Below are 26,721 nucleotides of genomic sequence, written 5' to 3'. Positions count from 1 at the left end.
AGGGACACCGCGGTGGCTGGCAAGAAAGACCCAGAGTTGGAACCCGCAGTCGAGGCGAATTCCGAGACCGGAACGGAAACAGGGGTTGGGCCTCGGGTGGACGACAAAAGCGAAGCGGTGATTGACGCCGGACAAGAGGCCGAACAGGTCTTGTCCGAAGCCGAAGCCGAAGCCGAAGCCGAAGCCGAAGCCGAAGCCGTTCCGGCTGCCCCCCAGCGTCGTGGAGGATTCGGCGCTGCCCTTTTGGGCGGCGCGTTGGCGGCTGTTCTCGGATTTTTTGCGGGACGGGCGGAATTTCTCGACTCGTTCCTTCCACCTGCATGGCGTTCGGTGAACGTCGAAGAAGCCTTGGCCGATTTCGATACGCGCCTGTCGGCGCGGGAAAACTCTCTGGCCGAACTGAATTCGGCGCTTGAAAACCTGGAGATCCCCGATGTTTCCGGGTTGGAAAGCCAGATTGCGGACTTGACTCAGGTATTGACGACCGCCTCGGAACGGCAAGCGGCCCTAAACGATGACCAGACTGCGGCTGTTGCCGCATTGACCGAGCGGTTGACCGAGCTGGAAAAACGACCTGTTACCGAAGCTGCTTCGCCTCAGGCAGTGGCGGCATACGAGGCCGAACTGACCCGTATGCGTAATGCATTGGCAGAGCAGAGGGCAGAAGTCGAAAAAATGGTCGCGGACGCTCAGGCGCTGAAAGCCAGCGCAGCGGCGGATGCCCGGGCTGCGGCAGTTCGGGGATTGATGACCCGGCTGCGTACCGAACTGGAGGGTGGCGCACCATATGGCGACATTCTCGAACAGCTGGACCTGTCAGGCGTCGAGGCGCCTGAGCAGTTGACCGCGCCCGCGGCAGATGGAGTGGCCACGCTGGCGGAACTCAGGGCGGCCTTTCCCGCCGCCGCCCGCACCGCCTTGGCGGATCTGCGCGAAACAAGCAAGGGAACGGGTTTCCTGGCATTCCTTGAGCGCCAGACCGGAGCCCGGTCGGTCGTCCCGAAGGAAGGTGATGACCCCGACGCGGTTTTGTCCCGCGCCGAGGCTGCAGTTACTGCCGGGGATCTTTCAACTGCGCTTGCCCTTCTGGCCTCCCTGCCGGAACCGGCCCAGAGCGCCATGGCGGATTGGATGGCGCAGGCCCGCACAAGGCACGAGGCTCTATCGGCCGCGGACTCGCTTGCACAAAGTCTGAACACGAACTGAAGGACAGCCCATGCTGTGGTCATTGCTCAAGATCCTGGTTTTTGTCGCGATTGTAGCCCTGCTGGCATTGGGTGCGGGGTTCCTCATGGAAACCAGCGGTGGTGTTCAGATCACGGTGTCGGGAATGGAATACACCCTTGGCCCGCTGCAATCGGTTATCGGGTTTGCTGTTCTGGTTTGCTTGGTATGGCTGTTCTTCAAACTGTTGTCATTGCTGGTGGCGACGCTCAAATTCCTCAACGGGGACGAAACCGCCCTGTCCCGGTTTTTCGACAGGGGCCGGGAAAGACGCGGTTACCAGGCGCTGTCCGAAGGGCTCATGGCGCTGGCGTCGGGCGAGGCGCGTCTGGCAATGGCCAAGGCCGCCCGTGCGGAAAAGCTCCTGCAAAAGCCTGAACTGACCGATCTTTTGGTAGCCCAGGCCGCAGAGTTGACCGGCGATACAAGGAAGGCATCCGAGACGTATCGCAAGCTGATCGGGAATCAGTCCACCCGGTTTGTCGGCGTCCGGGGAATCATGAAGCAGAAGATCGCGGAAGGAGACGAGGAGACCGCGCGCAAACTGGCCGAAAAGGCTTTGGCGCTCAGGCCCAAGCACGAAGAAACACAAGACGTCCTGTTGCAACTTCAGACGCGGGCTCAGGATTGGGCCGGCGCGAGAACGACGCTGGGCACCAAGCTCAGGACCGGCACATTGCCTCGCGATGTCTACAAGCGGCGCGATGCTATTCTGGCCCTGTCCGAGGCAAAGGACCTGCTGGCGGACAATGCATCCATGGATCAGCAGGAACGCGCGATCGAGGCCAACCGGCTTTCGCCGGACTTGATTCCCGCCGCAACAATGGCCGCCCGTGCGCATATCGCCAAGGGCAAACCCCGGAATGCCGCCAAGATCCTGACCAAGGCCTGGCAGGTGCGTCCACACCCCGATCTGGCGCATGCCTTTGCCGAGATCGCACCCGACGAGTCGCCCGCCGAACGCGTCAAACGCTTTTCCGCCCTGGCAAAGGTCCATCCGGACCACGCCGAAACCCGGCTGATGATGGCGGAACTCAACATCGTGGCAGAAGATTTCCCCGAAGCCCGTCGGGCGCTGAGCAATTTGCTGGATCGGCAACCGGACGCGCGCGCATACACTTTGATGGCTGCGATCGAGCGCGGAGAAGGCGCTTCGGACGCCGTGGTGCAGGGATGGTTGGCCCGAGCGCTGACCGCACCGCGTGGACCGCAATGGGTCTGTGAGAATTGTCGTCACGTTCATGCAGAATGGGCGCCGATCTGCGAAAACTGCAACGCATTCGATACGCTGACATGGTCAGCGCCCCAGACGCCGGAAATCGCTGCGGTCACGGCGGCCAACCTGCTGCCGCTGATCGTCGGTTCTGCGGGCAGCCGCGAAGACCTGGCCGAGCCCGCAGCGGAAACCGATCCGGAGATGGTCGAATCGGACGATATTCAGGACTCTGCCTCCGAAGCGGGCGAAGACGTCGAGCGCAGGTAGCCTCTGTTGTTCAACGCAACCTGCTTGCCGTGCTGGTTGTGGCAGGAAGGATCCCGGCAAGTGGAATCATCGAGAGTGAAGAACCCGCCGCGATCCAGTTCTGTCTGAAGTTGATGGCGCCGTTCGGGATTGGATCGAACGCAAGTCGTGCCTTCTCCTGCCGGCGCACTCATTCCCACAGTACAGGCAGGTTCAGAACAGGGCCGGTTTTCGTTGAAAATCAGGCAATTTGCTGTTTTTAAGAAGAACTGGTGCCGCTGAAGGGACTCGAACCCCCGACCCCATCATTACGAATTTTGCCGTCCATATGTTGTACGTGACCGGACCAGGCCCGCCTAGGCCCTATAACTCATTACGATTAAATCACTATTTTAACCCGCGCTCTTGGACGGAGCCGGACAGAGCCGGAGAACGTTTGACGTACATTCCCTACTAATCCCCTATTAAACTGCGGTTGTGATCCAGCTGTCCGACAAAGAGCAAAGCGTGGCGTACTGGTATGTGTCTTAGGAAACTCTAGGAGCACCGTATCAAGTGCTACGCGTGGTTTTTTGTGGGCTGCCTTTGCACCAGTCGATCCGACCTTGCCGGATCCAAAAGTGACACCGACATTCGTTCGTCTGCCGGACCGAAGGCGAGATCGTTGGCCGTTTTAGCCAATCCGGGACAGCAGTCCACCTGGGCCTTCGGTTCTTACCGAGGGACAGCTTGATGGTCTCGCCGCACCCACCGGGACATTGGAAACAGGCCCACTTGTCGACGACGTCGCGGACGATAATCATCTCCCCCGGCACGATCTGATCTGGCGTCGGGTGTGTCGGTGTTACCCTGGCGACCAGGTCACTTCGCGGAATGAGACGGAAGAGCTCGAGGCTCTTCCGCATTATGTCGATCATCATAATGCCACTTACCCGATACGATCCAGGAAGGGGTCGACGTCGCCGAGGCCCCAGTATTCCTCGCTGCCACAGACCGGGCAGTCCGGCCGGGGCTGCGCCGCCTGCGAACGCTCGAAGCCCTTGTCGAGCTTGCGATAGCGTTGCCATTCCCATCCACCGCCGCCGCGGAAGTCGACGAGACCAGCAAGGAGTTCGTTCACCGCCATGGTGGCCGCCTCGGAGGTGAAGGTAACCACGGCCGGTGCCGGATTGCCTCCGCCGCGAACGTAGGCCTCGGTCTTTTGCCGTTCATATTCCGTGGGGTCCGATCGCTGGAGATCCTCCTCGCGAGCCCTGACGCGATCGACCGTGCCGCGGCAGCCGTGACACGCCGATGTGGGAAACAGCACGCTGACCCTCGCGGCCATCTCGAGGAGGCCGGACTCACCATCGTCACGTGGCATCAGGACCAGCCCGACATCGATGACCGGGATCAGATAGAACTGCGCGACGCGGTTCAGGTAGAGGCGGCCGGCGTGATCGTCCGTGCATCCGAAGATGACATCGCAGGACTTCAGCGCGTCACGGATATGCGGTGCATCCACCCAGCCGTTCATCGACCGGATCTCGACGTCAAGACCCATCCTTGTCACCTCACGCGCCATGACGTCGACTTTGGGCACCGCGTTGTCGGCATCCTCCCGGGTCGCGCCTTGCAGGCGGTTCAGGTTGGAATGCTCGACCACGTCCTCGTCTATGATAACGAGGCGCCCCACGCCTAGGCGGGCGAGGAGTTGGATTACCGGGCTGCCGGTTCCACCGCACCCGACGACGGCAACGGATAGCTGTTGGAGGAGGCCGTTGACCTCGGGCCCGAAGGCCAGTGCCTGCCGAGCCAAGGCTTCCGACGGAGCCGGCACCTCGGTCGAATGGACCTCGATCCGGGTACCGACGACGGTGACGCGATGACAGGGCAGGGGTACAACGTTGTCTTCCCAGACCCGCGCCCGATAGAGGCTGTCGCCGACCTGCACAACGCTCACCAGGCGCGTCCCGGCACCGTTCCGGTTCCGGGCCATGGTGAAGAGGTCGCGCTCGTTGCGATCGTCCTGGGTCGAGAAACCATCGAAGCCGCCCGGGTGACTGTGAACGATCGCCGGCACCAGGTCTTCTTCCTTCGCCCGGCGGCAGAGCTGGGCGAAGGAGTTGGTGTTCCAGGTGACATGCTTGTCGCTGGCATCGACCCGGTCTTCCTGCGGGATCGCGATGACCTCATAGGAGGTGTAGCGGGTCCGCGGCTCGAGGTCCCAGGGGTCGTGCGCGATCTCGCTCTTGCCGAGCAGCATGTAGGCGGCGCCTTCGTGCCCCCGGGGGTGCGCGAGCAGCGCCTGCAGCTTGTCGCGGTGACGGGCGTGGAGAGTGATGTCGCTGCGCTTCATGCTGCTACCTCCAGGGCCTCTTCGACCCGCTTCAGCATGGTCCAGATGCCGTCAGTGCCGGGACGCCACTGGTTATTGTGGCGAGACCAGCGCTGCCAGGTCTGGCCATCGAACGCCTGGCGTGCCTGCGTGCAGCGGGGCTCACGCTGGCCGGCAACGAGCTTCAGATGCGGCACGGCGTAGAACATGTCGGGCGGGACCTCGGGATACGAGGGTGGCAGCAGGATCAGGATATCCGCCTGGGCGACCTGATACTTGCCTTCCGGCAGCGTGATCCCGGTGAGGATCACGCCCTTGTTTGCGCCTTCGACGACCTCGCGAAAGGCCATGCCGCGACCCTCGAGGTAGCGGCGATCCTGGCGGGGGAGGATGCTCATACCGTATCCCCTTCCGTGGTCTGGTGCACGCCGGTGAAGAAGTGCTCCAAACCTGCATCCGCGAGGCAGATGAGGTCTGTGTCTTCGACCAGGATGTCGTCCTTGCCGGGGATGACCTGCCAGACGGCGAACTTGGCGGGATCGACCCCGGCAAGCTTCTTGAGTACGCGCCCGCTGATGACCTTATGGCCCCACTCGAGGCGCTTACCGTCGATGTCGAAGCGGAAGGACTCCGCGCTCGAAAATACCAGGAACCGCTCGACCTGGCCGGAGCGCAGATCCGTGGTTTCCTCAAGGCGCAGTTCCTCAAGTTCGCCGTTGCGCAGCACCTGAAACACCAGATGTTCTTCAGCTTTGCGGAAACCGGCAGCCTCGATGACCTGACGGCCCGTGGGTTTCGGATCGTCGATGACGGCGTCGATGAAGTTCAGGTTGTTGTCGCCGACCTTCACCTTATAGGGCCCGTGATCGCGGGGCTTGCGGCCCGATTTCAGTGTGGTCATCAGGTCTTCGTATTCGATTTGTTCAGTAGTCATGGCAGCATTCCTTTGCTCGATATTGCCGCAGCGGCTGGTTTCACTTGCATTTCGAGAAATCTGGACTGATAATCCAGAAGAGTCCCGATGTGGACAATCTACATTTGGACTAAACAAGACGTCAAGTCTATTTTTGGACTGGGAGGCCATATCTATGCCACAATCAGGACCCGGGTCGGCTGCGGCCACGGGCGGAGATAGGATTCAAGCCGCCATGGAAGCATTCTCAAAACTGTCGGATGCTTGGGAGCTATCTACAGATGAGCAGATCACCCTGCTTGGAACGCCGGGGCGCTCTACGTTTTTCAAATGGAAGAAGTCCGGAGGAAACTTGCCAAATGATGCCGTCGAAAGGATTTCGCATTTATTGAGCATTTATAAAGCTTTAGAGATACTTTTGCCGGACCCCAAGGCTGCCGATAACTGGATTAAGCGGAAGAACAGGTACTTCGGCGATCAGTCGGCACTGGAAGTTATGCTGGGTGGACAGGTCGCAGATATCTATCGTGTCAGGGAGTATGTGAATGCCCAACGTGGCGGCTGATCTTCCACTTCGTGACATAAATGACGATTTTTTCCTTCTGATACCGTCGCGATTCCCGCCGGTGGAACTCTTTGATCGACTGTCAGTAACCAGTACCCAAGAGGTTGCAGACATTGAAAGCCTTACCAACCCCAGGCTGCGGGCCAAGGAAAGGCTTTCTCATCGGCCTGACGGGTATGTCGACGACCAATCTCCAAAGTTGCAGAACTGGAATTTGGCACCGTTTACGTACCCAAATCCTGAGGGCACTACACTCTTCCCTAGTTCTCTCAGGTGCCTGGAGATGTCGGGAGACATACAAACGGCGCTAGCGGTTGCCGTCGCTAAGCGAGAAGCATTTTTGGGCCGAACTCATGAAGATGCGATTGGGCTGGATATGCGAATGCTTAAGCGGAAAGTGCTTGGCCGGTTTATCGATGCGCGAGGCTTAACACTAGCTCAGGCTGAACTGAATTACCGAGAACTGGGACAACAGATCCTGTCCCTGGAAGAAGAGATCCGTTTCGACGGCGTGTTGTTCCATTCCAATGAAAGACCCTCAGGAACTCGTGTCGTGGTACTCAACGGGGACGTTTTGGATCGCGCCATCCAATGCGAGCATTATAGGTTTCATTGGGACGGTAGTCGCATTTCGAGAATCTACAACTTTGATAGCTCCTTACCGACAGCAAAGAACTCGATCGACCCCTCTGCACTTGTAGGCGAAGAGAATCTATTTTCTGACTAGCTGCTCCAAGAGCTGATCCCTTTTTCGATCCTCGACGTTTGTTGGATCGCAAAAGCGACCAAGATCTTGTCCTTTGTGGTTTTTTTGCTTTACCTTCGTAGTCGAGAGACTGCACTTGTCACATCGCGGCTCATACGGCAATGCCGTACTTCCCACTTGCAAAAGGTGCGGCAATGCCGTATATGACATGACGTACTCACTGCCGCCGCACTGTCTAGCTGCTACTCCAACGTTCGAAGCCCAAGCCCGCAAGGCTGGCATCAGTGAGGACGAGATGAAGGAGATATGTGATCGTATCGCGAGTGATCCGCAAGCCGGAGACATAATTTCTGGGACCGGTGGCGCAAGGAAGTTGAGGCACCCGGCGCCAGGCGGCGGAAAGAGTGGTGGGTGGAGAACAATACATTACTGGGGTGGCAATGATGTTCCAGTATTCTTACTCGCTGTCTACGCGAAGTCGCAGAAAGATAATATTTCGCAGGCTGAAAAGAACGAACTGAAGAAGATTTTGCCACTTGTCGCGGATGCATACCGGAAGAGCACGAAACTGGCGGCCAAACGCAAGTAACTGGCTGTAGCTATCTAGGAGACTAAGATGTCAACGTTTGGCGAAGAGCTGATCAAAAGCGCGCAAGAGGCACTGCAAATTGCAGAGGGCAATGCGAAGCCTGCATTCGTTCACGTTCCTGAAAGAGTTGATGTGGCTGCAATCAGAAAGCGGAAGAAGATGTCGCAAAAGCGCTTCGCTGAGACCTTTGGGCTTGCTCCTTCCGCTGTACGTGATTGGGAACAGGAACGTCGAGCGCCTGACCGTACTGCACGGATATTGCTCACCGTGATTGATAAGAACCCTGAAGCTGTTTCTACTTCCTTAGAAGCGGTAGCGAGTTGAGAAATCACTAAAAAATACGTCTGAAAAAAGATTCTGCCTCCAACTCGGCTAAGTTGAAAAATATCTAACTTTGCTTGCCTACGACGTCAGTGCTCAAGGTCCGTTATGTTAGATGTTGGTTTTGCGCACTGCAGGTGGCCCAACCAAACCCGGCAAACACGGCGCGCCTAGTGCTCTTTAGCCAACGAGACCCTCGACCCAGGCTGAAACTGCCGCGCCCATAGACGTGATGTGATCCGCATGTGTATGGCCTGAGACGCGCTTGCGCGGCTTTAGATCGTGATCGCCGTCTTCAAACCAACGCAACTGGATCGCCGATGACAGCTCGTACTCGCTGAATTCATCCTTCGAGCCAAACTGGTCGCGTGTTCCCTGACAGATCAGTGTTGGGTTTCGCAGGTGTTTTAGGTGCTCAGTGCGAAGTTTTTCAGGTTTCCCAATCGGGTGAAATGGATAGCCCACACAGAGCAACCCGGCGATGCGATGCGCTTCAAACAGCTCATCCGCAATCATACTAGCAACGCGCCCGCCCATGGATTTTCCGCCTATGATCAGCGGACCATCAACTTGCAGCGCTTCGATTGCGGCTAGATACTCTGAGTTCAGCTTTTCAGCGCGTGGCGGGGGTTTCCGGGTGCCTTCAGTTCGGCGGGCAGCCATGTAGGAGAATTCAAAACGAACAACTCTTAGACTCTGTTCAGCCAATGCATCCGCGATTGCTGTCATCACAGAAGAGTCCATTGGCGCACCGGCGCCGTGTGCAAACAGGATGGTTGCGCTTGATGATTTTGGTCCAAGCTCCAGGAATGCGGCCGGCATAGGGTTTCCTATCAACGGCTCAATGGGGCCAAACGGCCGGTCCGGAGTGCTCGCGACGATGGCAGTTTGGGCAAAGCGCAACGGCGTTCTCAACCGTGTCAGCGCCATCCTTTGCAAGTGGTATCTTGTGGTGGACTTCGAGGTAAGGCGTCCCATCAGACAGGCGGTCGAATGGGGCTGGTTCATGACATGCTTCGCAGATGCCATTGGCGCGGAATAGCACCTCCGCGATAACGTCTGGGTTTCGCTTGAATATCGTTGTTGTCGCCTTTTGCTTCTCCGGCTGCCGTGGAGCTGAAGCGAGGCGCTTCCGCCGCGCCTCTGGGTCAAGTTTCATCGACTGTTGAACTTGTTCATCCAGGGATGTTTGCGCCGCACTCATGGCCGGAAGCTCGCCCAAGCCGTTTGACCAATCGACCAGCTCAAACCATTTCGAGCCGTCAGTTTCCGTGTGAATTGCAAACGGGAAGAAGCGACCCCAGTAGGTAAATTTCTCTTTATCTGTATCGCGCACAAAGACGAGAACTGGGTTTTGGGGATTGTTGATGATCGCAGCGTTGTCCTGATAGGTCTCTTTAAAGGTCCCGCTTATTGCCTTCATGAAGTATTTCAGCTTTCGGCCTCGCTCGAGCCATTCATTAGGATAGGTGCCACCACTGAGGGTGGCCTTTATTGCAACGAACTCTGCTTCTCCGTCATTACCGAGTACGGGCAGAATTCCACCACTTCTGAGGTCATAGCTGCCGCATATGGCGTGTATCATATGCGTTGGGTACGTCTCTCCAACTTGCAACCCGTCTGCATCAAGGCGGTCAGCTAGTTCGTTGGCAAATCTCATCTCGAAATCAGAGATCAGTTCAGTAATTGTCTTCAGTCCGAGGCGCGATTGGTTAGAGAACACTACCGTGTCGGAGGCACCTTCCAGGAATTTGAGAAAGTCATACATATTCCCAGTGTGTGTGAATGCACGTGCCCAGGCTCGGTAATTTCTAGCAATGTTCCGTACTTTTTCGTCGCAAGCTGGGTGCTCGATCGTTGGATCGAAGAAGACGTCGCAGACAAATTCGATGGCTTCGGAGACAGACATGAATGACCTTTTCAAGACCCCAGTACACTTCGAGTTCTGACCATGCCCTTCGGCCAGGATCGGGTAAAGTCTCGAACAAGGTCATCTTTCAGCGGTCCGCACCGAAGCATGTTGGCGCTTTTAAACAACTGTTGAGCCAGTGGCACTGGCGTCAAAACTCGGCACACCCAACCCCATGCACGGCTCTTCGGTCCCGGGGCTGATTGCGCGCTCCCGGTCCGCGCTCTCTCGCTGTTGTCTCCGAGCCAGTTAGAAACAGGTGCGATGAATGATCTTAACCCGCTGAAGCTTTCTTTGAGTTCTTCCCAACCCGCGAATCGGTTCGCTGTATGACCGTCTCAGGTCGCTAGTTCGAAGGATCTTGGAACAGCATTCTTCTGTAGCTTTCCCGGACAGAGCCAGCTTAAGCCGGACCATGCTGGACAAGAAAAAATGTTTTTTGTCAGTGACTTGACCAATGCCCCAGTCCGATGTCCGGTGAAAAACACCAAGGTTAAATGGACGCTCGTTGCGAGACACACATCCCGCGGGCGGCCGTTCGCTTCCTGGGTAACGCAGACCTGAAACAGGAAAGGGAAACCAATGTTTCATCTCAATCCAAACGGCCTAGCCATAACTCGACTGGACTCTTCGGCACTTGACGCGGTTGAAGCCCTGCAATTGGTCGATGGCCTTTACGTAGTGTCGGGCGCCGTCCAGGTGATGATCTTCCACGAGCGCATTGGACAGCTCGGTGGCCTCAGCACGGATCGGTGCGGTCAGTACATCCTCGCGTCCGCAGTTGCTGGGCGGATCAGCGTTGAGCGCCTTCGAGAGTTGGGTTTTCGCTACGCGACCCGCAATGACGGCTCTCACTACTGGTATCGTCCTGGTCACGTGGACTTCCACGGCCTGTTCAAGGCCCTGGGAGAAATCACAGGACTCGCCATCTGACACGCGGCTCACCCGCAGGACAGAAGATCGCAAAAGATTACGGGCCGGCATCGACCGGCCCGTTTTCTATTTTCCGGTCAGGAATTCTGGCAGGGCCTCATGAGGCCTCGTAGCTGGCGTCGAACAGCGGTTTAGCTCGCTCGAAATCGGCTTCACTTGAAATCGTTACTTCAAGGTCGCCGGTGCCGAAGTGACCGATCTTTCGAACATCGCGTGTGAACCCGTCCTGCAGGTCTACGGTGTCCGGATTAACCTTCAAGTAGACCAGCACCTTGCCGGTCTGAGGCCGAACCTCGACGCAGGCGAAGTTCTTGATCCGCCGAAACGCAAAATAGAACTTAAGGGTTTTCTCCTGAACGTCGTCCCCTAGTGCCAGGAGATAGGCCCTTACCGCTTCAAAACGGTCCTTCAGCCCCTGGTCGCTCTGCGCCAGATATTCGCTTGCAGTCTTGTACACCGTGTTGCCGGGCTTCGGCTTGCCGTTGTCGGGTAAGGTGGTTTTCGTCGGCTCGGCCGATGCTGCAGTCAGCTGCTCTAGGAGCAAAAGATCGTCGCCAAAGCGCAGGTATCGGATCAGCTCGATGTTGCGGTTCATCTGATTGACGGCATGTGTGTCGTACTTGGTGAAATCCCCGGCGATGCAAATCAAACGCGGCGCTGACCACTCGATCTGATCGGAGACCTCCTTGCCCAGAGTGTCCATCACCAGGATCCGAAAATCGGCCTGATGGTCCATCAACCAGTCGAGGTAGAACAAACCTTGGTTGATGACGTTTTCGTTTGTGCTGCGCTTGTACTCGATGATGACGGGACAGTTGTTTTCGTCGATGCCAAGCGTGTCCATGCGGCCGCGATTGGACGTTCGGTATTCGGACGCCAGAAAGCGGACCCCCAACAGCGGCTCCAAATTTCGCTCAAAGATATCCTGCAGTGACTTTTCGAGTGCCACTGCCCGGCCATCGAGTTCGTCGACCGAATTCGCCCCGAGCTTGAAAAGCTTAATGTCTGCCATCGCCTCAACACGTCCTCAAGAATCTCGTTTCCCGCTTATTCCTTTCGCGGTTCTCTCAAACACCTTAGCCGCGCTTTTCGTTTGAAAAAAGGCGGTTAGGCGGTGACCCCGCCCCATGCACGGCGATGGACGTGAAGGCGCCTCAGGCCTCTCTTGGTCTACCGTCTCTGCCGACCTACTTGGAACCATCTGCACGGGTCTGGAACAGCACCAGCCAGTGTCGGCTCCGAAGACACGTTCGAGGAAGCTAACTCTATACCCGGTGATCCTGCAGGCCTTTGCTCATGCGCGCGCACGTAGGATGGCGCCAGATGATACAAGATAAGTATCTGATAATGATTGTTTTTTCGAGATTTCATGCTTAAGTTGAGTTGAGGCCACAGGAGGTCTCAATGCCATCACTTCGTTTCACCAAACGCGCCGTTGAGGCGCTGCCTCATCCCCACAAGGGCCAAGTCCTTTACCGTGACGAGCTACTCCGCGGGTTCGGAGTCCGTGTCGGAGCTCAGTCAAAGGTCTTCTATGTTGAAGGTCAGGTGGCAGGTCGTACACGCCGCGTAACCATCGGCCGTGCTGACGCCGTACCGGTGGATGAAGCGCGCAAGCGAGCGCTGGGCATCTTAAGCGAGATGGCAGCCGGCGTGGACCCCAATGCTGAAAAGCGGCGGATCGCGCAGGAAAGTCTGACCCTCGGCCAAGCCTTTGATCGCTTCTTTGAAACCCGCAGCAGTCTCGCGGACAGTACCCGCGAAAGCTACCAGCGTACTGCAGACCTGTACTTGAAGGACTGGAAACGCTCGTCGGTCACCAGCATCACCCGTCAGATGGTGCTCAAACGCCATCAGCGCATTGCCAAGGAACACGGCGAAGTCACTGCGAACAATGTCATGCGGCACCTGCGGTCGGTCTATAATGTAACGGCCGCGGCGCATGACGAATTCCCGCCGAACCCGGTCAATATCCTGACCCAGGCACGCGCCTGGTACCCGGAGCGGCGCCGGCGTGGTGCAGTCTCTGCAAATGATCTGCCGGCTTGGTGGGCGGCGGTGATGGAAGAGCCCGACTACGCGCGCGACTTCCTGCTGATCGCGCTGTTTACCGGCATGCGGCGGAATGAGATCGCCGCCTTGCGCTGGGAGCAAGTGAACCTGGAAGAGCGCGCGTTGCATATCCCCAGGACCAAGAACGGTGATCCTCTCGACCTGCCGTTGGCCGACTATCTGGTGACCCTGATGCGCAACCGGAAAAAGCAGGTTGGTCGATCGCCCTGGGTCTTCCCGAGTTCGGGCAAGAAAGGCCATATCGTCGAGACCAAGAAATTCACCGCGCGCGTCACGGAACGGAGTGGCGTCAGTTTCACGCTGCACGACCTGCGCCGAACTTTTATTACTATCGCGGAAAGCCTGGACATTCCGCATTACGCCTTGAAGCGGCTCCTTAACCACCGGCTGTCGGGTGACGTCACGGCTGGTTACATTGTCAGTGATCTTGAACGGTTGCGCGGACCTGTGTCGCTGGTGGCGGCCAAGATACTGAAGAGTGTCGCCGCAGCAGAAGAACATGCAGAGCGCAGAGCTGGCTAGTGGTGCGGCTTGATCCAAGACCTTCCAAGTAAATTAGACGGCTAGAAAGCTTGATTGCCGCTTTGCCCTGATATACTTGAGGAATTGTGGGAGTTGACAGGCCTGCACCCGGGACATCCTGGGACGTGGCGTGCGGGGTACACCTCAAAGAGGTGCCGCAGCATCGGGTGAAACCCCCGGCGAACCCGTCTAGTACCGACGACCGATCAACGACGGCCGATCGCCCTTTTGGCATCCTTTGAAACTCGAGCAGTGGCTTACGGGTAGTGGCGTATCCGTGCATGAGCCGACGCTCAAGAATCAGAAGGAGCGCCGTTATGCGTTCTCATGAAGACGTGCTGCTGAACACAAAAGAAGCAGCAAAGTACCTCGGACTCAGCCCCTACACGTTGGAGAAATGGAGGTCCAAGGGTATTGGACCGGGTTGCGTTCGGATCGGCAGCAAAGCCATCCGTTATTGGCGGTCTGATCTCGACGCCTTCATTCTCGGAGGCGCCAATGGCTGACAAAGAGTATCTGAAGCAGCGCCGGTTTGACCTTGTCGCAGGTATCGTTTCGAAAGTCCGGCAAGACGCGTATGCCGCGTATCAGAAGACGGGCAAGCAGAAGTATCGCCTTGTTGATGAACCGGTAACACCAGAAGTAGTTGTTGGGCACCTTACCGGTGCCCAACCGATTGCCTGCTATGCGGTGTTCGACGATCAGACCTACACAGCGGTTCTTGACTTCGATGATCACGACAAGACGCTCAGTTGGGATGTCTTGGTGGCTGCAGCACAGCCGATAGTTGATGAGCTCCGGCGCCTCGGGCTTAAACCGCTGTGTTGTCGCTCGGGCGGCGGTTCAGGATTGCATATTTGGATCGTCTGGGACGCTTCCCAGTCAGCCAAGCTGGTCAAACAATTCCTGCGCCATCTGCTGGAGACACAGGGCTTTAAGCATGGCACCGGTGGCGTCCAGAAGAAGGAGATCGAAGTTTTTCCTAAGAATGATCGCGTGAAGGAGGGAAGTTACGGCAACGCCGTAGCTCTTCCCTATAGCCGGTCATCGGTTCCTCTCGGCGATGATCTCCAACCTCTTGATTGGTTGGAATTTGAACCGCCGGAATTGGAAGATCTGCTGTCTCCTAACGTTTCGGAAGTATTCACAGCCCCACCGCCCCCGAGACCAGCACGGACGACGCTCCTTCAGACGGGCGCGGGTTCGGGCTTCGGCAACGATGCCCTGCCTGGCGACGAGGAAGAGGTGAAGGCGGCGCTGAAGGTCGTGGGGTCAGATGACTACGAAACGTGGATCAATTTCGGCCTGGCCATGAAACATAGCCTTGGCGATGACGCATTCGACATCTGGGATGATTGGTCGAGCAAGTCTGCCAAGTATGAGGGCAGCGCCGCATGCCGCGAGGTGTGGGATAGCCTCAATCCGGATGGCAGTTTGACCATTGGGACGGTCTTTCACGTGGCGAAGCAGCGGGGCTGGAACGGACCGAGCCATCCCCACATCCGGCGTATGAATGCGCAATTCGCCATATACACCAGCGGCAAGTCGACGATGATCATCGAAAAGAACCTGGCGCCCGACGATCTTGAAGTCGTTCGTATGGTCGGGAAAGGGGCATTCGCGGACCGTTTCGCCTGGGATCGCATAGAGATGCAGGATGCCAACGGGAATCTTACACGGCCCAAGGTCGTCGATCTCTGGATGAACCACCCTCTAGCAGCGCACGTACACCGCTTGGACTTCGACCCCGAGGGCCGTCCGGGACAAACTGCAACGACATGGAACGTATGGAGCGGGTTCGGCGTGGAACCTAGACCGGGTGAATGGGGCTTGATGCAGGCGCACATACGCAACGTCGTGGCGGATGGTGATTCTGAGCTCAGCGACTGGTTCTTCAACTGGATGGCCGTCGGCGTTCAACAGCCTGGTCTCGTCATTGGAACCGCCCCGGTTCTCATGGGATTGCCGGGTGTCGGGAAGGGTATTGTGGCCAACGCCTATGGACGTCTTTGGGGGCGCCATTTCTTGACGGTCACACATGCGACCCATGTTCAAGGCAACTTCAGCGGTCACTTCTTCGGGAAACGGTTTGTGTTTGTCGACGAAGGTATGTTTGGAGGCGATCGGTCTTCGGCCGGCATCATCAAGACGCGCATGACCGAACCCTACACCCTCTTCGAGCGGAAGGGCGTCGATGCCGAGCTGGTGCGTAACCGCCTTATCTTTATGGTCGCCTCCAATGAGGATTCAGTGGTCCCCGCCGACCTTGCAGATCGACGCTGGCAGGTGCTCCGCGTGAATGACACACACAAAGAGGATCGGCCATATTTCCAGGCAATCGTGGAACAGATGGAAAATGGTGGGCACGAAGCGATGCTATTCGACCTTTTGCACCGCGATGTTTCCAAGGGCCCTGATCCGCGGCGCACGATCAAAAACGAAGGCATCTTTGAGCAAGCGCTCCGCGCGGCTGGGCCGGAGGTTCGATACCTGTTTGCACTTCTCGACGAGGGCGAGCTGCCTCAACCATCCGCACCCGGAAATGGGCCCGGAAAGACGACAATCCGGGCGCTCTACGCCGACATGTGTGACCGCGATCAGCGAGCGCGCTACGTCCCGCAGAGTGCGTTTGGGCAGAAAGTTTCCCGGATCTTTCCTACCGTCTCGAAGGTTCAGAGTGGTGTGTTCATGGAGCGAGGCCCATCGGGCTACGAACGTCGGCGCTCGACCCGCTACGAGTTCCCAGAGCTCAGCATATGCCGCCGGCAGTTTGAGGCGTTCGTCGGATTACCTGTGCCGTGGACATTCGAAGAGCTCGAGTGGCAAGAGGTGGAAGACCACAAACTCGACCCGCCATTTTGATGGCCGAATGATATGGGAGAGCTAGGGCATACCGGCGTTTTGGGTCTACTGTTCGGTTCGCCGCGGCTCTCCCTACTTACTTGTACCCCATACACCCCATACACCCCATTTCGGGGTCCAAGTGCACCCAAGTGGCACCAATCAAGCCTTGGAAATGGTGCCGAGTGATCGCAACGTGACGCCAGGGCTAGGCCTCATGCTTGCTTCCAAGCCAAGTTCTTATGGCCGCGAATGTTTCGCCAGTATCCTCGCTCTCGTCGATGTCGGCCATTGCATCGCCGATAGTACGCCCCGCTTGCACGCCTTCGCGGCCGTGCAACCGATTGTGAAGCCAGGTCTCAAGGCTCTGACGAAGCTCGGGCCGTAGCACCTCCGGATGTTCGAGAAACACGATGCGCCGCCCGAGTTCGCGCAGGCGGTCGTCTTCGAGGGTCTCGACTATCTCCGCGCGCTCCGGCCAGGTCGCCGCGTGAAAAGCCTGCATGCGCCCTTCGTCCGCCCGGCTGGGGAACCCTTCATACATCCGCGCCTCGACCACCTCAGCGGCCGGCCAGGGCGGGTAGCGCTGGGCTAGGGCTTGCCCCACCCGCGCGGCAAAAGGGCCGTCCTGGGCGATATCCGAAGCTCTACGGACGACCTCCGAAGAGGTAATACCAAAGTCAGGCCCGAGCGACATCTCCACCACTGCCGGCATCTTGTTCGACGTGACGATCCTTATGGCCCTATCGGGCCCTTGCATCGCCTTCACCAACCCGTCGACATCCAGTCGCAGAATCGGTTCGGGGTCCTTGGTCAGATCGAAGACCCCGAGCATGGTCGGATTGTCGGGGCTCTGGCCGCAGCCCACCACCGGAAGCACGGTCGGACGGCCCATGTGGTACTGGACGAGACATAGCGGCTGACCCGACAGCACCCGCGCCTGCACTTCCGCCTTGTCGACCAGCGGCATCAGGGACGCCCAGACAGCCGGCGCGCGGTCGCGGATCAGACGGGCCATGAAGATGGTCGCCTCAACGTCCGCCAGCGCATCATGGGCGTTCTCATGAGCAAACCCGTTGGCCGGGGCCAACATGTCGAGCTTCAGGGTGGGCCGCTCATTGTGGTTGATGGGCACGGTGATGGCGTTGGGCGCCAGGGCTGCCGTGGCCTGTGCCAGGCGCAGCACATCCGCCCGCTGATTGCCATTCGTGTTGGTCAGGTAGATCGGCTGCAGGGTCTGATAGAATGCTTGCCGCAGCAGCGGTTCGTCGAAGGCGAGGGTATTGTACCCGATGAAGATCGCCGGCGACCACTCTCGCACCTTCTGGGCGATGGTCAGCATAGCCTGGTAATGTGTCGGCAGGCTGGGGTCCATCAGCATCGCTGGCGTCACCCGCGTGGCCAGCAGAGCGCCTGGTGCCGGAACGACATGGGGCAGCAGTCGGCAGCGGATTTCGAAGCGGTCGAGCTCGTTCAGGTCGTCGTCCGTCCGGATCGCTGCAAACTGCAGAATCTGGTCGAACGTGTTGTCCGTGCCGGTGGTTTCGGTGTCGTAGAAGACGCAGGTCATCTTTTTTTCAAATGGTTGTCGCAGTTAAGCCGTTACCAGGTACACGAACCAACGCGACATTTCTGCAGAGCGCAACGCAGCTAGACCTGTCCGCCGACGCCTTTGTATTTCTCTACAAATGATGCGATTTTCTCAAATACTGTCCTCTTCTTAGATCGAAACTTCGGGTTCAGTGGGCTCATCTTCGGTAGAATGGCATTCAGATCCGCACCGTTCTCGCTAGCGAACTCTCTCTTGATAGATGTCGAGATATAGCGCTTTGCTGCTTCCACATTTAGATCCTCGGAATCGATGAGCTCTTTAGCTTCACGACGCTGCTCTTCTTGGGCAAAGACGAAAAAGGCGTCAATTACACTTGCCTTGTCGTCAAGCTCATCGAGATCGGTTTGGTTGATGAAATCAACAATCAGGCCTTCTTTCGCTCGGTTACCTAGGCTAGCGCGGATAATCCGTCTAGTTTCGGAAATCAGGTCCCCCTTATCTGCACCCTTCCTATTTTTTTCAAATATCAGCTCAAGGATATAGTCTAGATTGATCTCCTGAGACTTGAGCAGATCCACCTCGAAGACGATATCGTCCCAATCGATGTTGGTCTGCTCCTTCTCGACCGACGACTTCTCTCGGCGCAACCAATCTCGAATGTCGTTGTAGGTAGATCTGTAGTCTTGAATCTTCCTCTCAGGCGGCAATTTTATTGCCCCCAACTCACGAAGGTCATCGTCACTTAAATAGTGCTCTTCCATAAAGGCTTTGACCTCGTCGGCATTGCTGCGATCAACGTCTTGAAAGGCCTTCAGTGCAGAGAATTCATCATAATTTCGAAGAACGTTTTCGACCCTCAGATACTCTCCAAAGAGTTTGGCAAAATCTTTCTTGTCTTCTTCCCTGAAAATCTCATCTGGATTTGGAAAGCGCTCTTCAAGTTCATTTAGGATACTGATGAACCCGCGACGCGCGTCACCAGTTTCCTGATCCTGAAAGCCTTTCATGTATTCATTGTAGCTTTTCTCTAGCACTACATTTTTTGTATTACTGTCGCCAAACAGCGTAATCGCATCGACGGTGGCTTGTTCGAGATCACGGAATGCTACGATATTCCCAAACGTCTTCGTGGCATCGTAAATTCGGTTGGTCCTGGAAAAGGCCTGCAACAGACCGTGGTAGCGTAGATTCTTGTCAACAAACAATGTGTTGAGCGTCGGGGCGTCAAAACCGGTAAGGAACATTCCAACCACAATCAGCAGATCAACTTCTTTAGATCGAACGCGGTTAGCCAAATCGCGATAGTAATTCTGGAAGCCGTTACCATCCACGCTGAAATTGGACTTGAAAAAGGTATTGTAGTCAGAAATCGCCGCGCTAAGAAACTCCTTCGCGCTACTATTCATAGCAGACACGTCAAAGCTTTCATCCAGAATATCGCCGACTGCGCTCTGCTCCTCGTTCGCTGCAAAAGAGAAGATCGTTGCTATTCTTAATGGCTTGTCACTGCCCGCTTGCAGCGCGTTCAACGTCTCATAATAGAGTTTTGCAGCATCTACACTGCTAACAGCGAACATGGCATTGAAGCCGCTGTTGCCGGCTTGCATCCGGTGTGTCTTTTGACGGTAATTGCGCAGAATGTATTGTGATACTTCCCTGATACGTTCTGGGTGGAGTAGCGCGTACTTATTTTCTGCGGCGCTAAGCTTTCTCTCATCCTGCTCGGTTTCAATGTCCTTAAACATTGGTCGGACATCATTATAATCCACCTTAAACTTCAGAACTTTTTCGTCACGAATAGCATCCGTAATCACATAGGAATGCAGCTCGCGTCCAAACACGCTTGCTGTAGTCTCGGAGCCGAGCGCGTTCTCCGGAAAGATTGGGGTCCCCGTAAAGCCAAACTGGTAATATCGCTTGAACTTCTTCTTAATGTTCTTCTGGGCTTCGCCAAACTGGCTGCGGTGGCACTCGTCGAAAATCAATACAACTTGCCGTTCATAGACGGGCAAGTCCCCTTCGCTTTTCATCAAATTATTGAGCTTCTGGATGGTAGTGACAATGATCTTGTTGTCATCTTTTTCCAAGTTGCGCTTGAGACCAGCTGTACTATCGGAACCGTTGACACTGTCAGGGGAAAACCGCTGATATTCCTTCATTGTTTGGTAGTCGAGATCCTTTCGATCAACGACAAAGAAAACCTTATCGATGAAATCTAGCTCGGTCGCCAAACGGGCAGCCTTGAAACTCGTCAGCGTTTTGCCAGAGCCCGTGGTGTGCCAAATAAAGCCGCCGCTCTCCGGCTTGCTCCAGGTTCTGGCTTCATACGAGCTTTTGATCTTCCACAGGATGCGCTCTGTTGCGGCAATCTGATAGGGCCGCATTATCAACAGCGTATCACTGGCATCGAAAACGGAATATTGTAACAAGACGTTCAACACAGTGCGCTTCTGCAGGAAGGTCGCCGTGAAGTCCTTTAGGTCCTTGATCAGGCTATTGTCTGACTTCGCCCAGTTCATAGTGAAGTCAAAGCTGTTCTTGTTTCGCTTCGTCGTGTTTGCAAAGTAGCGCGTGTCTGTGCCGTTCGAAATCACGAAAAGCTGCAGAAACTTGTACAGTGAGTTTTCGCTGTTGAAGCTCTCCTTGCTGTAGCGGTGAATTTGGTTGAACGCCTCGCGAATGGCCACTCCGCGCCGTTTCAGCTCGATTTGCACCAAGGGCAGACCGTTAACCAAGATCGTCACGTCATAGCGATTGGCATGGGTTCCGGCTTGCTCGAACTGCTTGATCACCTGCAGCTTGTTTCGCGCGATGTTTCCTTTGTCGAACAAGTAGATGTTCTGGATGTGCCCATCATCAAAAACAAAGTCGTGAATGTAGTCATCATGAACCTTGCGGGTCTTGTCGACGATGGTGTCACTGGGTCTGTCCAAGTAGGTTTCGACAAAGCGCTTCCACTCGTCATTCGAGAAGTCGACGCTGTTCAGCTCCTCCAGCTGGCTCCGAACGTTCGCAAGCATCGCATCAGGGTTCGTGAGGTCTGGAAGAAACTCATAACCTTGATTCACGAGGTCCTGAACTAGCTCGCGCTCCAGGTCGTCTTCGCTCTGATATTGTCCAGCGGCGTCCCACTCTTTGGTGTACCTGTCTAGGACGATGAAGTTCTTCGTCTCCGCGATGGTTTTCGTGTGCTCAACCATTCTGTTCGTCCTGCCGCCAATAGCCGTAGTTATCGATCAGATTGTCCAGAAGGAGCTTGACCGTCTGCTTCTCTGGCGCCGTCGGGTCACGCACTTCCTCGGTGGAGAGCCTGGAGTGGCTTGAAAATTGAATAATGCGGTTCAGGTACGCTTGCTTTTCTCCTGGTGCGGTGTCCAGAAGATCGCCCCATTCACGGTGCCCCAAGAAACCGGCTGTTTTTTCATAAAGATTGCGCAAGAGAGTGAAGTGGTAGCGCTCGATCTTATTTTCGGCGATTGCCTCTTCCAACACTCTCTTTAGGTGCAAGTGGTAGGAAAAACTCTTATTTGAGTCGCCGTACTTTACATTCAGGTTGAAAGTTCCGTCTTCAAATCGTTCCAGTAGGTAGCACCCTTCCTTCTTGCCCTGTTTCTTCAGGCCAAGCTCGTTGTGCAACACATTGTAAAATAGGGGGCTATGCGTGGTGATGACAAATTTCAACTGCTGAGGAGCGACCTTAACCAGGGTCGCCAGGTTTACCGCCAGCTCTATCAGGTGGTTTTCGTCCAGCGAACTAACGGGATCATCAATGAATATGTACCGTAGCTGGTTGAATTGATCGGTTGTTCGATCCTCTGGTTCTGCGACGTTCAGTACGGAAATCACCTCTTCCAGTAGCGTATAGAAAACACTCCAGATGAAGTTGCTTTCCTCGCCCTTGGAGATCTTGAAGTTGCCCGCTGGGTCGTCTCCGCCCGTACCAAGCGAGAACGTCACTTCGGAGAATGCCGGAACGACCGTCTCCTTTCCGTCTAAGTCTTGGCGCGTGTACTCTGCGTTGAACCTCGGTGTCAGCTTGTCGTTCGTGTAGCGCTGGAAGTTGGTGATGATGTTAAAATCTTGCCCCTGCTCCTTCAAAATCCAGTCGGTGAAGGAGTTTGGCTGGATCTTTAGTTTGGGCTCACCGCCGCCCAGAAGATCATTGTCCCAATAGAATAGGTCTTCCGTGAAAGCGTTGTAGTACAGGATTTTTTGGCGCGAGGGCTCTCCTTCCTCACCGTTTTCAGGCTTGGGGGCGACGAGATCTCGTAAAGCCCGGGACAGACGAGTTTTCCCCGTACCGTTGAAAGCGTAGATAAGCTGAATCTTGTTGTCGGCCGCGTGCAGCTGCTCTGCGATCTGTTCGAGGGTTTGGCTCATTTACGCCGCCTCGTCGGGCTTGGGGAAGCTCAGGAGAAGGTCGCGGTAATATTCATACTGCTGCTGCCGTAGCTTGATCTCGCGCGGCAGGCCTTCGCTAAGCGAGGTGGTCAGCGTGTCGAACGTGTCGAGGATGGCGACGATGCGGGCCTGCTCTTTCAGAGATTTCTCGGGGTCATTCGGGTAGGGCACCGGCAGCCTGACCTTCCTGATGCCATCAATCAGGAGCCTTTTGATCTTGCCGCTGGAGACGTGTTTCGCCTTCTCATCATGGAAGGCGTCCGTTTGCATTGCATACGCGATGAACTTGGGGTTCATCTTGTGGCGAAAGGCGTAGCTGTCATCATGAATAGCCACCTTTTCGTCTCCGAGCCACGCCACAGCCTTGCCGACGTCTTCGACCGTCTCGCTGACGCCGGCGATGACGACATCGTTCGGTTCGGCGTATCGCAATGAGTCGGCCATATTGCTTCTGACTTTGGACAGCGTTTCATGGGCATAGACACCGTAATGCGTGTAGATCTCACCGTAGTGGATGGCGGGAATTCCATTTTCGACATAGTCGGCCTTCGTGAACCGCTTCCCTCGGACGAACTCGCCAATTTCTTCCAAGGTTCTCCATTCGACATCTCCACTTCCCGGGATAAGAAGTCGATCACGATAATAGTTGTATTGCTTTCTGCGGGCCTTAAGCTCGGTTGTCAGCTCGGAACTAAGTTCGACGTTGAACTCTTTTAAGGCGTCCAGGATACGGACGATTTCTTGTTGAACAGTTATGTGGGGAACAGGAATGAAGTATTCTTCACGTATGACAGACGGGTGGGCCTTTTTTGTATAGTCGAAAGACTTTCTGGACCAAGCATTTGAGAGTGCGTGGAAAACAAAACGTGTAGACAGAATATTCTGATCGGCAACCTTCAACCATCCGCAAACGTTTGTAACCGAGTATCTATGCGGGTGTCGGTAAAAGAAACGCCCACCGCCGTCGATGGACCAACTAATACGCTCATCATCAAACATAAATTCGCCGTAGCGCCCAAACTCTCCGCTACCCACCGCAGAAGAAGAATAGACAGGATATTCGCCTGGAGAATTGGCCAAGTCATATTTGGAGATGACCTTACCTCTACCCAACTTCACTATTCCCGCGTCTTCTAAGTCGCCAAGCTTCTTCCAGTTGATGCCATCGGGGCAATATTGGAAAATCAGTCTGTCGACTTCGTTCATGCCTCAATCTCCGCGATGATCGCGTCGATCTCCGATCGCAATTCATTAATTCTGGATACCGTCGTTTCCAACTGTGAATTTAATGTTGATATGTCGATTTCTTCGCGAGTGTTTTTCGCTTCCACATAGGAAGTTACGGACAAATTATAGTCTCCGTTTACAATCCTGTCGTAAGCTACTGTTTCAGCTACATGAGGTACATTGTCCTTCTTGTCGAACATCTCGACTATCGCAGCGATATGCTCGTCTTGCATGATGTTGATGTTGACGCCTTTCTTGAAAAATTCCGCACCAGTGGCATCGATGAACTGTACCTTGGTGTCGGGCTTGTTCTTAGCCAGCACGAGGATGTTCACCGCAATGGTGGTTCCGAAAAACAGGTTCGGCGCAAGCGCGATTACGGTTTCGACATAGTTGTTGTCCACCAGATATTTGCGGATCTTCTGCTCTGCACCGCCGCGGTAGAAAATACCGGGGAAGCACACGATCGCGGCGCGACCTTTGGCCGACAGATAGTGCAGCGCATGAAGGACAAAGGCGAAATCGGCCTTGGACTTCGGGGCCAGCACACCCGCGGGCGCAAAGCGGTCATCATTGATCAACGTCGGGTCATCTGAGCCCTTCCACCGAACGGAGTAGGGCGGGTTCGACACGATGGCATCGAAGGGCTTCTCATCGGCGAAGTGGGGGTCCTCGAGCGTGTTGCCGTACTGGATATTGAACTTGTCGTAGTTGATGTTGTGCAGGAACATGTTCATGCGTGCGAGGTTGTAGGTTGTGTAGTTGATTTCCTGCCCGAAGAAGCCGTCTTCGATGATGTGCTCGTCGAAGTGTTTTTTCGCTTGTAGAAGCAGCGAGCCGGAGCCTGCGGCCGGATCGTAGATCTTGTTGACGCTGGTCTGCTTGTGCATCGCCAGTTGGGCAATCAGCTTGGACACATGCTGTGGCGTGAAAAATTCGCCACCCGACTTGCCAGCATTCGCTGCGTAGTTCGAGATCAGGAACTCATAGGCATCGCCGAAGAGGTCACCTTCGCTCTCCTCGAATTTCAGGGGGAGGCCCGCTACGCCCTTGAGTACCTTCGCCAGGCGTTCGTTCTTTTGCTTGACCGTGTTGCCAAGTCGATTGCTGGTGGTGTCGAAATCGGCGAAGAGGCCTCGGATGTCATCTTCTGAGGGGTAGCCCCTGGCGGAAGATTCAATGGCAGTGAAAATGGCGGCCAGGTCGGTGTTCAGGCTTTCGTTGGTACTGGCTGATTTCGCCACGTTCACGAACAACTGGCTCGGGTAGATGAAATACCCCTTGGTCTTGATGGCATCGACTTTCACTTCATCTGGTATGTCGGTGTCCGACATGCTCGCATAGTCAACGCTCTCGTCTCCGGCCTCGATATAGCTGGTGAAGTTCTCGCTGATGAAGCGGTAGAAGAGTGCGCCAAGCACGAATTGCTTGAAGTCCCAGCCATCTACGGCCCCCCGCACCTCATTTGCGATGCTCCAGATTTGGCGATGCAATTCGTCCCGTTGCTGCTGACCTGTCATTCTTGACCCCCTTCTTGTTTTTGTTCCTGCTCAGAAATCCAGCGCTCGATCTCGCTTTTTCGAAAGCGCCACGCACTGCCCACCTTAAACCCCGGGACTTTGCCATCGGACGCGAAGCGATACGCCGTTTTCTCCGCGATCTTGAGATACTCGGCGAGCTCTTTCACAGTCAGAATGTCATCGATAGGCATTCCGTATGGTCCTCTCCAATGGAATAGGATTGAACCTAGAGGCAGTGGAGGTAACGAACAAGCTTCGTGCCCTGCTAGCCAGCGTTGCATCTTACCACGAAGCGATAGGTCAAAATACGCGCAGGTTTCGATCCAGACCGAAGAAGTTTCGATGAGCGGCCGGTCAGCCCGCCCGGAAACTACCTGTTGAGCCAAGCATTCACGGGCACACCAAACCCCCCAAGGCAGCATGGCTTTGGGGTTTCAGCGTCAAGGTCTTGATTTTTCTCGAGAAGGATGGTGCCGGTGAAGGGACTCGAACCCCCGACCCCATCATTACGAATGACGTGCTCTACCAGCTGAGCTACACCGGCATCCTTCTCTGTCGCGGCCCTACTATGGCCCTACTAGTTACAGCGCGCCGCGCCTAACCAACTGGTGTCAAACGCAGTTTGCGAGCGGACCCGCTAATTACGAATGACGTGCTCTACCAGCTGAGCTACAGCGGCCTTCCGGACCCTGCGTAGGGCCTGGTCGTTCTTCTCCATTGCCTTTACCGTTTGATTTCGCATGTCATTCCAGCGAAGATCCGCGAATGAGGAATGACGTGCTCTATCAGCCAGGCCAAAGTGGCAACGCGAAGGTTCGTTTAAACGGTAGGAGCTGTTCGTGCAAGAGGATGATTGCTGTTCGACGCCGGGTTGGCATGCCGGTGAGGGCCTCTTGATCAAATCAATGTGGCGACGGTGTGCGAGAACCGTCGCTGCGACCCTCTTGGAGCGTCTGGTTACTGTCGTTTTGCCTTCACTGAACCTCGTCTCGGTGCGTCCAGGACGTCAGAGATATCGAGTTTGCGATCGACTCAGATGGATTCGTTTCATTCAAGACAAAGCTGCCAGCTTTTTCACACTCGCACTCTGCCGCGAGTCGGGTGCTGAAATATCGGGCAAATTGTGGATCTATGTCTGCGCGCTACAAGATGTTGATGGACCGCCGTAGAGTTGCAGCAAGTTCTCCGGCATTGCCTTGCCTAGGCCGATGCAATTCCAGTGGAAAAAGCAGGAAGATACCTTATAAGTATTTGAAATAAATAACTTAAAATATAATTCGAGCATTTTGTGAACTTTTTGCAAAAAGGCCCTTGCGGCTGATTGAGAGAAGACGTAGATAGCCCCTCACCGGCGGCGCTGAGGTGCTGTTGGTGGTCTGAGAGAGGGCCGGACGCGCTGGAGAGACGGCGGCATTCGAGGGATGATCGGGGCGGGCGCGCTGAGGTATTGGCGCAACGGTCTTGTTTTTGGCCTTCGGGATGCAGTGTTGTTTGACATTGATGGATGACTGAAGAGATATGCGGGCGGTTTGGTTCGTTTCGACGAGCGAATGTCTGTATATCGCACTGGTAGGGTTTTGGCCCGATGATCCAGTGTCAGCTTCACTGTTTGAGCGTGCAACGTTTCTTTTGGAACGATGTACATC

Annotated in this window: 24 protein-coding genes and 1 tRNA gene; 10 read left to right on the top strand and 15 right to left on the bottom strand. The window is 55.7% G+C overall.

The genetic code is table 11. The features are described 5' to 3' along the window. The first annotated feature begins 12 nt into the window (after positions 1-12). Positions 13-1,206, top strand: a complete 1,194-nt coding sequence (locus tag BLT75_RS13240) for a COG4223 family protein (protein WP_245706519.1) — start codon at positions 13-15, stop codon at positions 1,204-1,206. A 10-nt stretch (positions 1,207-1,216) separates the two neighbouring features. Next, entirely contained in the window at positions 1,217-2,707 is a 1,491-nt protein-coding gene (locus BLT75_RS13235; protein ID WP_093032317.1) for a heme biosynthesis protein HemY, read from the top strand. Positions 2,708-3,237: 530 nt separating this feature from the next. Here the strand turns inward: BLT75_RS13235 and BLT75_RS24850 are convergent. From BLT75_RS24850 to BLT75_RS13215, 4 genes are read right to left on the bottom strand one after another with little or no spacing between them, the layout of a single operon-like run. Beyond that, positions 3,238-3,591 (bottom strand): ubiquitination-like system serine protease family protein, encoded by a 354-nt coding sequence (locus BLT75_RS24850; RefSeq protein WP_483880119.1) that lies wholly within the window; start codon positions 3,589-3,591, stop codon positions 3,238-3,240. Between the two features lie 23 nt (positions 3,592-3,614). After that, on the bottom strand, positions 3,615-5,024 hold the full coding sequence (locus BLT75_RS13225; RefSeq protein ID WP_093032314.1) for a ThiF family adenylyltransferase: 1,410 nt from the start codon (positions 5,022-5,024) through the stop codon (positions 3,615-3,617). Beyond that, positions 5,021-5,401 carry an E2/UBC family protein gene (locus BLT75_RS13220; protein ID WP_093032311.1) on the bottom strand — a complete coding sequence of 127 codons (381 nt, stop codon included), beginning with the start codon at positions 5,399-5,401 and terminating at the stop codon, positions 5,021-5,023. The genes BLT75_RS13225 and BLT75_RS13220 overlap by 4 nt, the downstream gene beginning before the upstream one ends. Next, positions 5,398-5,937 carry a multiubiquitin domain-containing protein gene (locus tag BLT75_RS13215; protein ID WP_176828017.1) on the bottom strand — a complete coding sequence of 180 codons (540 nt, stop codon included), beginning with the start codon at positions 5,935-5,937 and terminating at the stop codon, positions 5,398-5,400. Before BLT75_RS13215 ends, BLT75_RS13220 begins: the two co-directional genes overlap by 4 nt. Positions 5,938-6,151: 214 nt before the next feature. Here BLT75_RS13215 and BLT75_RS13210 point away from each other — a divergent pair, with 214 nt between their 5' ends. The 4 genes from BLT75_RS13210 (at position 6,152) to BLT75_RS13200 (ending at position 8,100) form a co-directional block, all read left to right on the top strand. Next, positions 6,152-6,481, top strand: coding sequence for an MbcA/ParS/Xre antitoxin family protein (locus BLT75_RS13210; protein WP_093032305.1), 330 nt, complete (start codon positions 6,152-6,154; stop codon positions 6,479-6,481). Further along, positions 6,462-7,208, top strand: coding sequence for an RES family NAD+ phosphorylase (locus tag BLT75_RS24100; protein WP_143028559.1), 747 nt, complete (start codon positions 6,462-6,464; stop codon positions 7,206-7,208). The genes BLT75_RS13210 and BLT75_RS24100 overlap by 20 nt, the downstream gene beginning before the upstream one ends. Positions 7,209-7,395: 187 nt before the next feature. After that, on the top strand, positions 7,396-7,776 hold the full coding sequence (locus BLT75_RS25295; protein ID WP_093032302.1) for a type II toxin-antitoxin system RelE/ParE family toxin: 381 nt from the start codon (positions 7,396-7,398) through the stop codon (positions 7,774-7,776). A gap of 27 nt (positions 7,777-7,803) precedes the next feature. Next, positions 7,804-8,100, top strand: coding sequence for a helix-turn-helix domain-containing protein (locus tag BLT75_RS13200; protein WP_093032300.1), 297 nt, complete (start codon positions 7,804-7,806; stop codon positions 8,098-8,100). 177 nt (positions 8,101-8,277) lie between these two features. Here the strand turns inward: BLT75_RS13200 and BLT75_RS13195 are convergent, their stop codons facing one another. Then, on the bottom strand, positions 8,278-8,919 hold the full coding sequence (locus tag BLT75_RS13195) for an alpha/beta family hydrolase (RefSeq protein WP_093032297.1): 642 nt from the start codon (positions 8,917-8,919) through the stop codon (positions 8,278-8,280). A gap of 19 nt (positions 8,920-8,938) precedes the next feature. After that, positions 8,939-10,006, bottom strand: coding sequence for an HNH endonuclease (locus BLT75_RS25085; protein WP_281243160.1), 1,068 nt, complete (start codon positions 10,004-10,006; stop codon positions 8,939-8,941). 582 nt (positions 10,007-10,588) lie between these two features. On the opposite strand from BLT75_RS25085, the gene BLT75_RS13185 reads away from it, so the two are divergent. Next, the gene (locus tag BLT75_RS13185) at positions 10,589-10,939 is read left to right on the top strand and encodes a hypothetical protein (protein WP_093032295.1); all 351 of its coding nucleotides are present in this window, start codon (positions 10,589-10,591) and stop codon (positions 10,937-10,939) included. Between the two features lie 97 nt (positions 10,940-11,036). Here the strand turns inward: BLT75_RS13185 and BLT75_RS13180 are convergent, their stop codons facing one another. Beyond that, positions 11,037-11,951 (bottom strand): DUF5655 domain-containing protein, encoded by a 915-nt coding sequence (locus BLT75_RS13180; protein ID WP_093032292.1) that lies wholly within the window; start codon positions 11,949-11,951, stop codon positions 11,037-11,039. A 392-nt stretch (positions 11,952-12,343) separates the two neighbouring features. On the opposite strand from BLT75_RS13180, the gene BLT75_RS13175 reads away from it, so the two are divergent. The 3 genes from BLT75_RS13175 to ligD all read left to right on the top strand — a co-directional run bounded on the left by BLT75_RS13175 (position 12,344) and on the right by ligD (position 16,396). Further along, positions 12,344-13,534: a tyrosine-type recombinase/integrase gene (locus BLT75_RS13175; protein ID WP_093032289.1), complete on the top strand. Its 1,191-nt coding sequence runs from the start codon at positions 12,344-12,346 to the stop codon at positions 13,532-13,534. A gap of 317 nt (positions 13,535-13,851) precedes the next feature. After that, on the top strand, positions 13,852-14,040 hold the full coding sequence (locus BLT75_RS13170) for a helix-turn-helix transcriptional regulator (RefSeq protein ID WP_093032286.1): 189 nt from the start codon (positions 13,852-13,854) through the stop codon (positions 14,038-14,040). Next, positions 14,033-16,396 (top strand): non-homologous end-joining DNA ligase LigD, encoded by a 2,364-nt coding sequence (gene ligD, locus BLT75_RS13165; protein WP_093032283.1) that lies wholly within the window; start codon positions 14,033-14,035, stop codon positions 16,394-16,396. The genes BLT75_RS13170 and ligD overlap by 8 nt, the downstream gene beginning before the upstream one ends. A 187-nt stretch (positions 16,397-16,583) precedes the next feature. Here ligD and BLT75_RS13160 read toward each other — a convergent pair whose 3' ends face one another. The 8 genes from BLT75_RS13160 to BLT75_RS24620 form a co-directional block, all read right to left on the bottom strand. After that, the gene (locus BLT75_RS13160) at positions 16,584-17,945 is read right to left on the bottom strand and encodes an exonuclease domain-containing protein (RefSeq protein ID WP_093032280.1); all 1,362 of its coding nucleotides are present in this window, start codon (positions 17,943-17,945) and stop codon (positions 16,584-16,586) included. Positions 17,946-18,025: 80 nt separating this feature from the next. Beyond that, entirely contained in the window at positions 18,026-21,127 is a 3,102-nt protein-coding gene (locus BLT75_RS13155) for a type I restriction endonuclease subunit R (RefSeq protein ID WP_093032277.1), read from the bottom strand. Then, positions 21,120-22,307, bottom strand: a complete 1,188-nt coding sequence (locus BLT75_RS13150; protein WP_093032274.1) for an AAA family ATPase — start codon at positions 22,305-22,307, stop codon at positions 21,120-21,122. The genes BLT75_RS13155 and BLT75_RS13150 overlap by 8 nt, the downstream gene beginning before the upstream one ends. Beyond that, complete coding sequence (locus BLT75_RS13145; protein WP_093032271.1) at positions 22,308-23,534, bottom strand: restriction endonuclease subunit S; 1,227 nt, start codon at positions 23,532-23,534, stop codon at positions 22,308-22,310. Next, the gene (locus BLT75_RS13140) at positions 23,531-25,075 is read right to left on the bottom strand and encodes a type I restriction-modification system subunit M (protein WP_093032268.1); all 1,545 of its coding nucleotides are present in this window, start codon (positions 25,073-25,075) and stop codon (positions 23,531-23,533) included. Before BLT75_RS13140 ends, BLT75_RS13145 begins: the two co-directional genes overlap by 4 nt. Beyond that, entirely contained in the window at positions 25,072-25,266 is a 195-nt protein-coding gene (locus tag BLT75_RS13135) for a helix-turn-helix domain-containing protein (protein WP_093032265.1), read from the bottom strand. The genes BLT75_RS13140 and BLT75_RS13135 overlap by 4 nt, the downstream gene beginning before the upstream one ends. A gap of 277 nt (positions 25,267-25,543) precedes the next feature. Then, a tRNA-Thr gene (locus BLT75_RS13130) sits at positions 25,544-25,619 on the bottom strand. Positions 25,620-26,340: 721 nt separating this feature from the next. Beyond that, positions 26,341-26,721, bottom strand: a 381-nt coding sequence (locus tag BLT75_RS24620) for a hypothetical protein (protein ID WP_218128912.1), incomplete at its 5' end; no start/stop codon positions are given.

Source organism: Ruegeria marina (genome assembly GCF_900101475.1).
Lineage (GTDB): Bacteria > Pseudomonadota > Alphaproteobacteria > Rhodobacterales > Rhodobacteraceae > Ruegeria_B > Ruegeria_B marina.
The sequence above is the reverse complement of the archived record's forward strand: the minus strand, read 5'-3'. Positions and strand labels throughout refer to the sequence as shown.

Coding starts and splice junctions, on each gene's coding strand:
- BLT75_RS13235 (WP_093032317.1), top strand. CDS start 1,217: ATGCTGTGGTCATTGCTCAAGATCCTGGTTTTTGTCGCGATTGTAGCC.
- BLT75_RS24850 (WP_483880119.1), bottom strand. CDS start 3,591: ATGCGGAAGAGCCTCGAGCTCTTCCGTCTCATTCCGCGAAGTGACCTG.
- BLT75_RS13225 (WP_093032314.1), bottom strand. CDS start 5,024: ATGAAGCGCAGCGACATCACTCTCCACGCCCGTCACCGCGACAAGCTG.
- BLT75_RS13220 (WP_093032311.1), bottom strand. CDS start 5,401: ATGAGCATCCTCCCCCGCCAGGATCGCCGCTACCTCGAGGGTCGCGGC.
- BLT75_RS13215 (WP_176828017.1), bottom strand. CDS start 5,937: ATGACTACTGAACAAATCGAATACGAAGACCTGATGACCACACTGAAA.
- BLT75_RS13210 (WP_093032305.1), top strand. CDS start 6,152: ATGGAAGCATTCTCAAAACTGTCGGATGCTTGGGAGCTATCTACAGAT.
- BLT75_RS24100 (WP_143028559.1), top strand. CDS start 6,462: ATGCCCAACGTGGCGGCTGATCTTCCACTTCGTGACATAAATGACGAT.
- BLT75_RS25295 (WP_093032302.1), top strand. CDS start 7,396: ATGACGTACTCACTGCCGCCGCACTGTCTAGCTGCTACTCCAACGTTC.
- BLT75_RS13200 (WP_093032300.1), top strand. CDS start 7,804: ATGTCAACGTTTGGCGAAGAGCTGATCAAAAGCGCGCAAGAGGCACTG.
- BLT75_RS13195 (WP_093032297.1), bottom strand. CDS start 8,919: ATGCCGGCCGCATTCCTGGAGCTTGGACCAAAATCATCAAGCGCAACC.
- BLT75_RS25085 (WP_281243160.1), bottom strand. CDS start 10,006: ATGTCTGTCTCCGAAGCCATCGAATTTGTCTGCGACGTCTTCTTCGAT.
- BLT75_RS13185 (WP_093032295.1), top strand. CDS start 10,589: ATGTTTCATCTCAATCCAAACGGCCTAGCCATAACTCGACTGGACTCT.
- BLT75_RS13180 (WP_093032292.1), bottom strand. CDS start 11,951: ATGGCAGACATTAAGCTTTTCAAGCTCGGGGCGAATTCGGTCGACGAA.
- BLT75_RS13175 (WP_093032289.1), top strand. CDS start 12,344: ATGCCATCACTTCGTTTCACCAAACGCGCCGTTGAGGCGCTGCCTCAT.
- BLT75_RS13170 (WP_093032286.1), top strand. CDS start 13,852: ATGCGTTCTCATGAAGACGTGCTGCTGAACACAAAAGAAGCAGCAAAG.
- ligD (WP_093032283.1), top strand. CDS start 14,033: ATGGCTGACAAAGAGTATCTGAAGCAGCGCCGGTTTGACCTTGTCGCA.
- BLT75_RS13160 (WP_093032280.1), bottom strand. CDS start 17,945: ATGACCTGCGTCTTCTACGACACCGAAACCACCGGCACGGACAACACG.
- BLT75_RS13155 (WP_093032277.1), bottom strand. CDS start 21,127: ATGGTTGAGCACACGAAAACCATCGCGGAGACGAAGAACTTCATCGTC.
- BLT75_RS13150 (WP_093032274.1), bottom strand. CDS start 22,307: ATGAGCCAAACCCTCGAACAGATCGCAGAGCAGCTGCACGCGGCCGAC.
- BLT75_RS13145 (WP_093032271.1), bottom strand. CDS start 23,534: ATGAACGAAGTCGACAGACTGATTTTCCAATATTGCCCCGATGGCATC.
- BLT75_RS13140 (WP_093032268.1), bottom strand. CDS start 25,075: ATGACAGGTCAGCAGCAACGGGACGAATTGCATCGCCAAATCTGGAGC.
- BLT75_RS13135 (WP_093032265.1), bottom strand. CDS start 25,266: ATGCCTATCGATGACATTCTGACTGTGAAAGAGCTCGCCGAGTATCTC.